This is a genomic window from Mesorhizobium sp. CNPSo 4661 (assembly GCF_057784215.1).
In genome coordinates this window covers 199250-211799 of record NZ_JBWGIO010000014.1, presented here as the reverse complement: position 1 = coordinate 211799, position 12550 = coordinate 199250, and the positions used below count along the sequence as shown (strand labels likewise).

At 64.7% G+C, this 12550-nt stretch carries 13 protein-coding genes; 11 read left to right on the top strand and 2 right to left on the bottom strand.

Annotation, left to right across the window (positions count from 1 at the left end):
- Positions 1–142: 142 nt before the first annotated feature.
- A complete protein-coding gene (locus AC0YKC_RS22350; RefSeq protein ID WP_320297054.1) occupies positions 143–1132 on the bottom strand; it encodes a sugar-binding protein in 990 nt (329 codons plus the stop codon).
- A gap of 450 nt (positions 1133–1582) precedes the next feature.
- Here AC0YKC_RS22350 and AC0YKC_RS22345 point away from each other — a divergent pair, with 450 nt between their 5' ends.
- From AC0YKC_RS22345 to AC0YKC_RS22295, 11 genes are all read left to right on the top strand, one after another.
- Entirely contained in the window at positions 1583–2326 is a 744-nt protein-coding gene (locus AC0YKC_RS22345; RefSeq protein ID WP_320297055.1) for an ATP-binding cassette domain-containing protein, read from the top strand.
- 41 nt (positions 2327–2367) lie between these two features.
- Positions 2368–3366, top strand: coding sequence for an ABC transporter permease (locus AC0YKC_RS22340; protein ID WP_320297056.1), 999 nt, complete (start codon positions 2368–2370; stop codon positions 3364–3366).
- Positions 3367–3551: 185 nt separating this feature from the next.
- On the top strand, positions 3552–4379 hold the full coding sequence (locus AC0YKC_RS22335) for a helix-turn-helix domain-containing protein (RefSeq protein ID WP_488512586.1): 828 nt from the start codon (positions 3552–3554) through the stop codon (positions 4377–4379).
- Positions 4380–4506: 127 nt separating this feature from the next.
- On the top strand, positions 4507–4950 hold the full coding sequence (locus AC0YKC_RS22330) for an SRPBCC family protein (protein WP_488512585.1): 444 nt from the start codon (positions 4507–4509) through the stop codon (positions 4948–4950).
- A gap of 12 nt (positions 4951–4962) precedes the next feature.
- Positions 4963–5757: an FAD binding domain-containing protein gene (locus tag AC0YKC_RS22325; protein ID WP_488512583.1), complete on the top strand. Its 795-nt coding sequence runs from the start codon at positions 4963–4965 to the stop codon at positions 5755–5757.
- Positions 5758–5812: 55 nt separating this feature from the next.
- Positions 5813–6295, top strand: coding sequence for a (2Fe-2S)-binding protein (locus AC0YKC_RS22320; protein WP_488512582.1), 483 nt, complete (start codon positions 5813–5815; stop codon positions 6293–6295).
- A 9-nt stretch (positions 6296–6304) separates the two neighbouring features.
- Positions 6305–7672: a xanthine dehydrogenase family protein molybdopterin-binding subunit gene (locus AC0YKC_RS22315; protein ID WP_488512581.1), complete on the top strand. Its 1368-nt coding sequence runs from the start codon at positions 6305–6307 to the stop codon at positions 7670–7672.
- A gap of 1 nt (position 7673) precedes the next feature.
- Positions 7674–8678 (top strand): xanthine dehydrogenase family protein molybdopterin-binding subunit, encoded by a 1005-nt coding sequence (locus tag AC0YKC_RS22310; protein WP_488512579.1) that lies wholly within the window; start codon positions 7674–7676, stop codon positions 8676–8678.
- Positions 8679–8686: 8 nt separating this feature from the next.
- Entirely contained in the window at positions 8687–9568 is an 882-nt protein-coding gene (locus tag AC0YKC_RS22305) for an AAA family ATPase (protein WP_488512578.1), read from the top strand.
- 226 nt (positions 9569–9794) lie between these two features.
- A complete protein-coding gene (locus AC0YKC_RS22300) occupies positions 9795–10931 on the top strand; it encodes a vWA domain-containing protein (protein ID WP_488512577.1) in 1137 nt (378 codons plus the stop codon).
- On the top strand, positions 10931–11818 hold the full coding sequence (locus AC0YKC_RS22295) for an amidohydrolase family protein (RefSeq protein WP_488512576.1): 888 nt from the start codon (positions 10931–10933) through the stop codon (positions 11816–11818). Before AC0YKC_RS22300 ends, AC0YKC_RS22295 begins: the two co-directional genes overlap by 1 nt.
- 171 nt (positions 11819–11989) lie before the next feature.
- On the opposite strand, the gene AC0YKC_RS22290 is transcribed toward AC0YKC_RS22295, so the two are convergent.
- Entirely contained in the window at positions 11990–12397 is a 408-nt protein-coding gene (locus AC0YKC_RS22290) for a carboxymuconolactone decarboxylase family protein (RefSeq protein ID WP_488512575.1), read from the bottom strand.
- Positions 12398–12550: the final 153 nt, after the last annotated feature.

Sequence of the window (12550 nt, the reverse complement as noted above, 5' to 3'; positions counted from 1 at the left end):
CGTAGCCTTCCGGCCGGAATTGCGTAAACAAAGGAGCGGCAAGCGCGCCCTGCCCTGTCGACAGGACAAGCTGGCGTTGAAAGAAATCGGGGGCGCCTTGTGGGCGCCCCCTCCTTTTCGATGGTTTCGGATGCAGCGGCGCCTACTTCTGGATGCAGGTGTCGGCTGTTTCCTTGGTGCATTCGTCAAGGCCGGTGAAGACCGGATCGTCGACCTTCTTGTTGCCGACGAGGTCGAGCATCACCGAAGGCGCCTTGTAGCCCATTTCGAACGGCCGCTGGCCGACCAGCGCGGTCACCAGGCCTTCCTTGGCGATCGCCACCTCGTCGCCGATCGTGTCGGCGGCGCCGATGACGAAATCGTTCTTGGCGATCTTGTCGGCCATCGGCTTGAACAGGTCGCGATAGGGCTGCGGGGCGCCGAACAGCGGCCAGCCGCCCATGATGCCGAAGGCGTCGAGCTTCGGATTGGCGGCGAGGATGTCGGTCATCGCCTGCACGCCCTTGGCGCCGTCGTCATTGGTGAACACCGGGCAACCGGCGACCTCGGTCCAGCCGCCTTCGCCGGCAAGTGCCGCAAGGCCCTCCTTGCCCGACAGCGCATCGCGCATGCCTTGCGCGCGGCGCAGGATGTTGTCGGCCGCCGGATTGCCCTCGATGGTGCAGATCGTGCCGCCATTCGGCTTGGCCTTCTTGATGTACTCGCCGATCTTCTTGCCCATCAGGTAGTTGTCGGTGCCGAGATAGGTCTTGCGAAGGGCTGCGTCTCCCTTGGCAAGGTCGGCGTCGACGGTCATGATCGGGATCGACGGATTGGCGCTCTTGATCGTCTGCGCGATCAGCGGCGCGTTCGACGGCGAGATCGCCATCGCCGCCGTGTCTGGCTTGCTCAGCATGTCCTGCACGATCTGCGCTTCGCCGGCTTCATCCGAGGTCGATGCCGGACCGGTGTAGAAGCACTCATATTCCGAGCTGGCGTTTTCCTTGTTCCACTTCTCGCAGCCCTGATGGATGGCTTCGAAGAACGGATTGTCGAGACCCTTCACGACGATGACGAGCTGTTTCTTGGCCAAAGCCGGCCCGGCGCCCAACGCCATGGCGGCGACGGCGGCGAGCAAAAGTGTTTTCCTCATATCAGTCCTCCCTTGAAACAGACGGACACCGCGTGCCCGCCACACTGATCAGCCCGGATGCGCAGGAACCACGGCGAGCACTTTCTGACGCTCGCGTCCTGGGCCGTGCTGATAAGCATTTGCCGATCCGTTTGCCCGAATACCGGCGCAGCCGGATCCTTGATCTTCAAACCATTTGCCCGCCTCCGCCGGATAGACGGACGATGGGCAAGGTCTTCCTCCGAGACTTAGCTAATATCGGCTTTTCGCCAGCGTCAATTCCTATTTGTCCTACAAAACAGATTTTTTGTCGAGTCTCGAAATTAATCGTCTGACAATTGATTGACGCCCTCGTCCGCTTTCGCCTAAATGCGTGAATGCGCCGTTCGGGAGGAGATGGACGGGGCAGGACGCAAGCGGCGCCGGCCGGGCCGGCGATAGCTGTGCAACAAGTGGGGAGGCATAAGGCTGGTGTCGGTTCTCGATCTCGCCAACATCTCGAAGCATTTCGGCGCCATCCAGGCGGTCAACGACGTCTCGTTCTCGCTGGAAGCCGGCGAGGTCGTCGGCCTGATGGGCGACAACGGCGCCGGCAAGTCGACGCTGGTCAAGATGATCGCCGGCAATTTCCGCCCGAGCCACGGCACCATGCAGCTGGAGGGCAAGGAGCTTGTCATGCACAAGCCCGCCGATGCGCGCCAGCACGGCATCGAGATCGTCCACCAGGACCTCGCGCTCTGCAACAACCTGACGGCCGCGGCCAACGTCTATCTCGGCCGTGAGTTGCGCAAGGGCCTGGGACCATTCCGCATCCTCGACTATGGCGCCATGTACAAGCGCGCCGGACAGCTCTTCGCCGAGCTGAAGTCCGAGACGCGGCCGCGCGATCTCGTCAAGCAGATGTCGGGCGGCCAGCGCCAGGCGGTGGCGATTGCCCGCACCATGCTGTCGCAGGCCAAGATCGTGCTGATGGATGAGCCGACCGCGGCGATCTCGGTCCGGCAGGTCGCCGAAGTGCTGAACCTCATCCGCCACCTGCGCGACCAGGGCATCGCGGTGGTGCTGATCAGCCACCGCATGCCCGATGTGTTCGACGTCGCCGATCGCGTCATCGTCATGCGACGCGGCCGCAAGGTGGCCGACAAGAAAATCGCATCGAGCTCGCCCGAGGAAGTCACCGGGCTGATCACCGGCGCCATCGAACAGGTTGCGTAGTCGCGTGCATCGGGCGTCCAACGCCTCAGGAAAGGTCGATAATGGCAGTCACCCTTGACCAGACGATCGCGCAGAAGCAGCACACCTTCCTGTCGCGGCTCTTCTCCAACCAGACCTTCTGGGTGGTGATCGCGGTCGTCCTCGCCTGCCTGTTCCTGTCCGTCGCGACCGATTCCTTCGCCACGTCGAAGAACCTCTTCAACATCACGCGCAACGTCACCTTCACCGCTATCGTGGCGCTCGGCATGACCTTCGTCATCATCACCGGCGGGATCGATCTGTCGGTTGGCTCGGTGCTCTGCCTTTCCTCGATGGTGCTAGCCGTCACCATGCATGCCGGCTATTCGATCGAAGTGGGCATCCTGGCCTCGATCGCCACCGCGCTGGTCGTCGGCGCCTTCAACGGCATGCTCATCGCCTATCTCGGCTTTCCACCTTTCGTGGTCACGCTCGGCATGCTGTCGGTGGCGCGCAGCTTGGCCATGGTCGCGTCCAACAACACGGTGGTGTTCCAGTTCGGGCCCGATCACCAGAAACTTCTGGCGCTGGGCGGCGGCGCCTGGCTGTTCGGCATCGCCAACCCGGTGCTCTACATGATCGTCCTGGCGCTGATCACCGGCTTCATCCTGCGCTGGACCAAATTCGGCCGGCATATCTTCGCCATCGGCGGCAATGAGCACGCGGCGACGCTGACCGGCGTTCCCGTCAAGCAGATCAAGGTCGCCGTCTACATGATCTCGGCGCTGTCGGCAGGGCTTGCCGGCATCATCCAGACCGGATGGCTCGGCGCCGTCACCACCAATCTCGGCAACGGCATGGAGCTGCAGGTGATTGCCGCCACCGTCATCGGCGGCGCCAATCTCGCAGGCGGCGTCGGCACCGCGATCGGCGCCATCGTCGGCGCCGCGCTGATCGAGGTGATCCGCAACAGCCTCGGCCTGCTCGGCATCAACGCCTTCTGGCAAGGCACCTTCATCGGCGGCGCGATCATCCTGGCGGTGCTGTTCGACCGTATCCGCAATTTCCGCCGCAGCGACTGAGCCGGCGTCCCCTTGTCCCCAAGGGGAGAAGGGGGATGCCGCCCTATCGCTCAGTCTGAAAATACGTCCGGGCGCTTTGAACGCAAGGTCCGCCGCGCCTGCCTGCCTTGACGCGACCGCACCCCGGCCGCACTATCCTTGGGCAGGCGAAGGGAGGCCAGTCGCCCGCGGGAGGAGCGTTACCCATGACGGACGCGATCAGGCTCTATTGGGGCCGGTTCGGACATGTTTCCGTGCTGAATGTCGCCAACGACTTCGTCACCCATGCCCATGGCGAGGCACATCTCATCATCTGGCTGGAAGGCACGGCAGGTGAAATGACCATCGGCCGCGAGACGGTGCGGCTTGGGCCGGGCACCGCGGCCGGTATCAATTCGTTCCAGCCGCACAGCCACGCGCTATCGCATGATGGCAGGCCCGGACTGTTCCTCGCCTTCTACATCGACCCCGATTGGGCGCGCCGGCGCCGCGACCTGCCGTCGTCGACGCCGCTCTTCACGCAAGCCGCGATCACACTGGAGCCATGGCTGCATCAGGCGGCGGCGAACCTGCTCGATCACCTGACCGACAATGAAAGCATCGACGACGTCGCCAATTACGAGATCGAGCGTTTCATCGACTCAGTGCTCGACGCGGCGGACATATCCGCTCCGCAGATAGCCCGCGCGCGCATCAACACGATGCTCGATTTCCGCGTCCGCAAGGCGATCCAGTTGATGAGGGCCAATGTCTGCGAGCGCATCTCCTTCGACGACGTCGCCCGCTCGGTCGGCCTCTCCCGGCCGCACTTTTTCGCGCTCTTCAAGGAACAGACCAACCTGACGCCGAACGTCTACTGGAACACGCTGCGCATGGAGGAAGCCGTGCGCCAGTTGCAGTGGTCCGAGGCACCGCTGATCTCGGTCGCCTGCAATCTCGGCTTCACCACCCAGGGCAATTTCTCGCGCTTCTTCCGCGACCATGTCGGCGTGCCGCCGACGCTCTACCGCGAAGCCGCAAGGGCGATATCCTGAGGCGCCTTTTCAAGGCTGATCCGTCGCCACTTTTTCCGACTGGTTGATACGCGCTCAAGACGCATTGATAAGCGTCGGCTCATCGGCCGCCCTAGCCTTCTCCCGATCTTTGCAAGGGAACCAGCCTATGGCGAAAGTCACCATTTCCAGCGTCATCGACGCGCCGGTCGAGCAGGTCTGGGCGCGCATCCGCGACTTCAACGGCCTGCCGGGCTGGCATCCGCGCATGGTGGAAAGCCATATCGAGGACGGCAAGGACGCCACCACGATCGGCTGCGTGCGCAACTTCACGCTGGTCAGCGGCGCAAAGCTGCGCGAGAAGCTGCTGGACTTCTCCGATGAGAACTTCCTGGTCAGCTACTCGATCCTCGAGACGCCGCAGCCGCTGACCAACCACAAGGCGACGCTGCAATTGCGCCGCGTGACCGACGGCAACCGCACCTATGCCGAATGGAGCGCAAGCTTCGACGCCGCGCCCGAGGAAGCCGACAAGCTGGCCGAGGGCATGGGCGCCAACGTCTTCCAGGGCGGTTTAAACGCCCTGAAGGCGCATTTCTCCGGCCAGAGCTGACGGGGGCCCGCCATGTCGCTTGCGCTACGGACCTTTTCGAGCGTGAAAGACGCCAACACCGCGCTGCAGGTGTCGGGCACCCGCTATCTTGGCGGCGGCACACTCGTCATCCGCGCGGCCAATGAAGGTGACGTTTTCGTCTCCAGCCTGATCCGCGTCGACGATCCCGGCCTCTCGCAGATCGCGGTCTCCGGCGGAAAAGTCCGGCTCGGCGCTTCGGTCACCATGGCGGCAATTGCCCGCCACCCAGAGCTCGCCGCGCTCGCGCCGGCCGCGCGCGCCGTCGGCGGACCTGCGATCCGCAACATGGCGACCGTCGGCGGCAATCTGTTTGCCCCCGCTCCCTATGGCGATTTCGCGGTGGCGCTGCTGGCGATGGATGCGGCCGTCGTCACCGAGGACGGCGAACTGCCGATCGAAACTTTTTTGGCCGGCCGCGACACCAGCCGCGCCATCGTCACGGCTGTCGGTTTCTCATTGCCCAAGGCGGAAAGCTTCCGCTTCATGAAAGTGTCGCGCGTCAAGCCGAAGGGGGTCTCGGTGCTGAGCATCGCAGCGCTTCTGCAACGCACAGCTGACGGCACGGTGACTGCCGCGCGCATCGCGCTGGGCTGCATGGCCGATAGGCCGATACGGGCCAAGGGAGCGGAGAAGGCGCTGCTCGGCTGCAAGCTCACGCCGCAGGAAATCGCACCGGCGCTGGCCGCCGCGAGCGAAGGCATCGCGCCGATCACCGACCCGATCGCCAGCGCCTGGTATCGCGCCGAAGTCCTGCCGGTCCACCTCGGCCGGCTCTTGTCGAATTAATCCGTGGGGGACGCGCGTCTGTCCGGTTATCCGGGCAGGCGCGCAGGGAGGAAAAATGGCGAAGGTACCTGTCCAATTCACACTCAATGGCTCCGAGAAAGCCGAGTTCGTCGAAAGCGGCACGACGCTGCTCCATGCGCTGCGCGACAAGATCGGCGACACCTCGCCCAAGGGCGGCTGCCATCAGGGCACCTGCGGCGCCTGCTCGGTCATCATCGACGGCGAGTTGCGGCTCTCCTGCCTGACGCTGGCCGAGACCTGCGGCGGAGCCGACATCAAGACGACGGCCGGCCTCGCCGAAGGCGGTGTGCTGCATCCGCTGCAGCGCGCCTTCCTCGATGCCTTCGCCACGCAATGCGGCTTCTGCACGCCGGGCATGATCATGGCGGCGAAGGTGCTGCTCGACCGTACGCCGAACCCCAGCCGCGAGGATGTCGTCGAGGCGCTGTCCGGCAACATTTGCCGCTGCACCGGCTACGAGCCGATCATCCAGGCGGTGCTCATCGCCGCGCGCGCCAACTCGCAGAACGCCGCCTGAGGAACAGCCATGGAACTGCGCAAGGATTATTTCGCCGATGTCCGCAAGGACGGCCTGCATGAGATCGGCCAGGGTCGTCCGCGGCTCGATTCACCGGGACATGTCACCGGCAAGACAGCCTATTTCGCCGACCGCAACTTCCCCGGCATGCTGCATCTGAAGATGGTGCGCAGCCCGCACCACCACGCCCGCATCCACTCGATCGACACGTCGGAAGCGGAAAAGCATCCGGGCGTCGTGCGCGTGCTGACCGCCAGGGACGTGCCGCACAATGTCTACACCATCCTGATCCTGATCCAGGTCGGTCCCGAGGACGAGACCGTGCTTGCCGACGGCAAGGTGCGCTGGAAGGGCGAGGCCGTGGTGGCGGTGCTGGCCGAGACCGAGCGCGCGGCGCAGGAAGCCGCCGCCAAGGTCAAGGTCGACTATGAGGTGCTGCCCGCCGTCTTCGACATGGAGGAGGCGCTGAAGCCTGGCGCGCCTCTGGTCAACGAATATCACGGCCAGAACTATTATCTCTACGACAGCGGTGAATGCCGCAAGGTGCGCTTCGGCGATGTCGAGGCGGGCTTTGCCCAGGCCGACCACATCCTCGAACAGTCCTACCAGTCCTCGCCGATCGAGCACGCGCCGACGGAAACCACCGGCTGCGTGGTGGCGCCTGAAGGCAATGACCGCTTCACCTGCTACACCAATACGCAGGCGATGTTCTTCACGCTCGACAATGCCTCGATCATCCTGCAGATGCCGGGCTCCAAGCTGCATTTCGTCGGCGGCACCGTCGGCGGCGGCTTCGGCGGCAAGGTCGACGTCATCGTCGAGCCGATCGCCATTCTCGGCGCCAAGCTAACCGGACGCCCGGTTTCCTTCATCTACAGCCGCAAGGAGGAGATGCAGATCTCCTCGCCGCGCGCGGCCGAAAAAGTCGTCATCAAGGACGGCGTCATGAAGGACGGCCGCATCGTCGCGCGCAAGGTGACCGGCTACACCGATGCCGGCGCCTATTCGCGCCACTCGCCCTATGGCGCGCAGAAGGGTGCGGCGCACTATCCCGGTCCCTACACGATCCCGAATGTCTGGATCGACACCTATTGCGTCTACACCAACCGCACCCCTTCGTCGGCCATGCGCGGCTTCGGCGTCACCATCGGCGACTTCGCGCTGGAAGTGCAGATGGACAAGCTGGCGCGACTGATCGGCATGGACCCGCTCGAATTCCGCTTCATCAACGCCTATCGCGACGGCGACATGAAGGCGCATCGCCAGCCGACCGAGGGTGCCGCGCTTATCGAATGCATGCAGGAAGCCTCGCGCGCCGCCAACTGGCCGGTGGCGGAAAAATACATGGCGATGTCCTCCTACAGGAAGGGAGCGTGAGATGGCGATCCGGCGTGGACGCGGCGTCGCCGCGATCAACTATCCGACCGGGATGAATCTCGGCGGCGACCCGACGCAAGCGCTGGTGCATTCGACGCCCACCGGCAACTTCATGGTCACGCTCTCCAGCGTCGATCTGGGACAGGGCATGAAGCAGATCATGGCGCAGATCTGCGCCGAGACGATCGGCGTGCCGACCGACCGCGTCGTCGTCGACACCGCCGACACCGACACCGGCCCGCACTGCATGGGCACCTTCGCCTCGCGCGGCACGCATCGCGCCGGCAACGCTGTCATCCAGGCCGCCAAGGAAGCCCGCCAGGTGATGCTGGAAGTGGCGGCCGAGGAGCTTGAGGTGAACGCCTCCGACCTCGAAACCGACGGCCAGGGCAACATCCAGGTGAAGGGCGCGCCGCAGAAATCGATCTCGATCTTCGATGTCGCGCTGTCGGCGCATTTCAAGCGCGGCCGCTCGATCTCCGGCCGCGGCATGTTCCTGATCCCGCGCTCCTATCCGGAGAAGGAGACCGGCGCGATGAAGCCCTCCACTTGCTACGCCCATGCCTGCACGGTGGCAGAGGTCGAGGTCGACGACGAGACCGGCGAGGTGACGGTGCTGACGGTGAAGAACGTCTTCGAGATCGGCCGCGCGCTCAACCCTAAGATGGTCGAGCAGCAGCTGGTCGGCGGCTCCTGGATGGGCATCAGCCACGCCCTCTACGAGACGACCGAACCCAATTATCCGAACCGCGACCATGGCGGCACCGACTTCAACCAATATCTGATGCCGGGCCCCGGCGATCTGGCCGAGACCGAAATCATCGTGCTCGAGCGCCCCTCGGCCGACGGGCCGTTCGGCGCCAAGGGACCGGGCGAGATGTGCGCCAATCCGCAGATTCCGGCCGTCGCCAATGCCGTCTTCGACGCGGTCGGGGTTCGCATCGACACGCTGCCGATCACGCCCGAGCGGATCCTGCGCGCGCTGAAGGCGCAGGCCGCGGGCTGAGGGGGAAGATGGCAAACGCCGACGCCGTTGAAGTCGCGGCTTCGCCGGAGGCGATAGCCGAGCGCCTTGCCGCCTCGCGCTATCTGGCCGACGACAGCCTGGCGACCGCGATCTTCCTGGCGATCCGCCTGGGCAAGCCGTTGCTGCTCGAAGGTGCGCCTGGTGTCGGCAAGACCGAAGCCGCAAAGGCGGTCGCCGAGCTGCTTGGACGCGAGCTGGTGCGCCTGCAATGCTATGAAGGCATCGACGCCGGGCATGCGCTTTACGAATGGAACTACCAGCGCCAGCTGCTCGCCATCCGTCATGCCGGCGAGCACGAGATCGATATCTATGACGACCGATTTTTGATCGCGAGGCCGCTGTTGCAGGTGCTGCGGACGCCAGAACAGCGCGTGCTGCTGGTCGACGAGATCGACCGTTCCGATCATGAGTTCGAAGCGCTGCTGCTTGAATTCCTCTCCGACTTCCAGATCAGCATCCCGGAACGCGGCACCATCCGCGCCGCGACGCAGCCCATCGTCATCCTGACCTCGAACCGAACCCGCGAGCTAGCCGAGGCGCTCCGCCGGCGCTGCGTCTATCACTGGATTGGCTATCCCGACGCTGAGCGCGAGGCCGAGATCATCATGCTGCGCTCGGGCGGTGTCGCCGAGGCGACCGCGCGCGCGGTGGCGAATGCCGTGCAGGAGATCCGCGCGCGGCCCCTGGCCAAGCCGCCGGGCATCGCCGAGGCGGTCGAATGGGCGAACGCCGCGACCATCCTCGAGAAAGGCGGCAGCCCGTGGCCGCAAGCCTTCCGCCGCGCCATCGGCGTGCTGATCAAGGACGAGGAGGATTTGTCGGCGATCGCGCCGGAGCTGGGGAGGATTGTCGAGGAGGCGCTGGGGTGATGGATAATCGCAACGCGCTGGCGCAATACCCCAGGGCTAATGCGCGACGCTGGCGGGACAGCCCCCCTCTCTGTCCTGCCGGACATCTCCCCCTCTTGGGGGGAGATCAGATGGCACGCCGGCTTTCGCCAATCGCCGACGTTGCAGGAAAGAGCGAACCGCCCAAGCTGCCAATCTCGCCCCTAGAGGGGGAGATGTCCGGCAGGACAGAGAGGGGCGCGAAGGAATGAGGCGTCCGGAAAGCTTGCCCCCCGCCGCGGCCCCCTTCCTCGGCTTCGCCCGGCTGCTGCGCGGCCACGCCTTTGCCATTGCCCCCGAACAGGTCACCAGCTTCATGCAAGCGGTCACCTTGCTCGGCCCACGCTCGATGAGCGACATCCGCGAGGCAGCCCTTGCAACGCTGGCGCCCTCGCCCGACCGCCGCGGCGAATTCGTGGCTCATTTCCGCACCTATTTCTACGGCGACGCCAAGCCGTCGATCGAAGGCGAAGAGGACGACGAGACCCGCGTCAAGGACGATCGCGGCACGCGCGAGGAAGAGAACCAGGCCACTCGCCAGGAGAAAGGCGGCGAGCTCTCCTCGGCGCTCGAACAACTGAGCAGCCGCGATTTCCAGCGCGACGCCGACGGCCTCGGCCAGTTCCGCCGCAAGCTGGCGTCGGCCCTGCCCGCGCGCCGTTCCTTCCGCACCATGCGCACCCGCTCGCGCGGCACGCTCGACCTCAGGCGCTCGCTCAGCGAAATCGTCAGCGCCGATGGCGACATCCCCTCGCCGCTGCTGCGCCGCCGGCAGATCGTATCGCGAAAATTGTTGCTGCTCATCGACGTCTCCGGTTCGATGAAACTGCATACCGCCGATTACCTCAAGGTCGCGCACGCCGCCGTGCAAGGCGCGGATAGCGCCGAGATCTTCACCTTCGGCACGCGTCTCACCCGCATCACCTCAGCGCTGCGCATCCGCGACCGCGAGCAGGCGCTCGCCCGCGCCGCGGCGCTCGTCGACGATTGGGACGGCGGCACCCGCATGGGCCCGACATTGCTCACCTTCCTTTCGGTGCCGCGCTTTTCCGCCTTTGTACGCGGCGCCTGCGTCGTCATCCTGTCCGATGGCCTGGAACGCGGCGACCATGCCGACCTCGAAACCGCGATGCGGCGGTTCAGCGCCCGCGCCTTCCGGCTATCACTGGCGAGCCCGCTCGCCGGCGATCCACGCTTTCGCCCGGCGACGTCGGCGCTCAGCGCCATCCTGCCGGTGCTCGACGATCTGGTCGACGGCTCGTCGGTCAAAGGCCTGACTGATTTCATCCTGTCGCTCGCCCGCCCCGCGCCTGCGGCTTCAGTCATCTGGAAAAGGATATCGTGATGCAGAAGGCCATCGACGCGCATTTCCACATCTGGCGCCAAAAGGACCAGCCCTGGCTGGTCGGACCGATGGTGCCGCGCATCTTCGGCCCCTACGAGCCGATCCGCCGCGACTATCCGATCACGGAGTTCCTAGAAGACCAGAAGGGCTCGGGCGTCGAGAAAGCCGTCTATGTCCAGACCAACTGGGCCAAGGAGGATTTCGAGAAGGAAGTGGCCTTCCTGCAGAAGACCGCCGACGAGACCGGCTGGCCGCACGCCATCGTCGGCTACGCCGACGTGACGATCGACGATGTCCGCCCGCAAATCGACCGGCTGATGAAATACAGACTGCTGCGCGGCGTGCGCATGCAGCTCCATTGGCATGAGACTCCCGCCTTCCGCTTCGCCGCCTCGGCCGATCAGGTGATCGATCCGAAAGTGCGCGCCAATGTGGCGCGGCTGAAGGACTACGGCCTCTCCTTCGACCTGCAGCTTTTCCCGGCGCAGATGAAGGACGGACTGACGCTGGTCGGCGAAAACCCTGAGACGAATTTCATCCTCACCCATGCCGGCATGCTGACCGGCATGGAGCCGGAAACGACCGAAGCCTGGAAGGCCGGCCTGCGCACACTCGCCACAGCGCCCAATTTCTACGCAAAACTGTCGGGGCTCGGCACTTTCGTCCACCGCAACGACCCGGCACTCATCGCCTACATCGTCGACAACGCGATAGACATCCTCGGCAGCGACCGGCTGATGTTCGGCTCGAACTTCCCGATCGAGAAGTTGTGGACCAGCCACGCCGAGCTGATCAAGGCGCACCGCGCGGCGGTCGCAAGGCACGGCGCGAAGGCCGAGGCGGATATCTTCTGGAACACGGCAGAGAAGGTGTATCGGCCAGTGTAGCGCTTTCCTTCCTTCCCCCCTTGTGGGGGAAGGTGGATCGGCGCGAAGCGCCGAGACGGATGAGGGGTGTTCCAGCGGAGTGAGACGCTGGCGTTCCCTGGAGCACCCCTCATCCGTCCGAGCTTCGCTCGGCCACCTTCTCCCACAAGGGGAGAAGGGGAAGTCGGCGCTTCACTTCATCTCGAATTGCGGATCGAGCGGGATCTGCATGGCGGTAACCAGGTGGTTGGTCTGGCCTGCGAGCCCGATGATCGACACCAGCTCGCCATGCTGCGCGTCGGTCATGCCCTTGGCTCGCGCCGCTGCCGTATGCGAGTGGATGCAGTAGGAACAGCCATTGGCGGTCGAGACCGCGATGTAGATCATTTCCTTGGTCAGCGGATCGATGGCGCTGTCGGCGACCATCACCGCCTTGAGCTGCTCCCAAACCCGCTTCAGCGACGCCGGATCATTGGCGAGCCCGCGCCAGAAATTGTTGACGAAGTCGGATTTGCGGGTCGCCCGGATATCGTCGAACACGGCCTTCACCGCCGGAATCTTTTCGACCTCGGCATCGCTGAGCAGTTTCGTGGTGGCCATGGCGTGGTCCTTTCGTTTGAGGCGTTGGTCGAGGTTGTTGAATCAAGCATTGCGCATAGATGGCTAACCTGTTTGTCCGATTGAGCTTTTGGCTCGAAACAGCACACTGCCGCGTAGGTTATCGAAGCACCTCAACATCGTCATTCCAGGGCG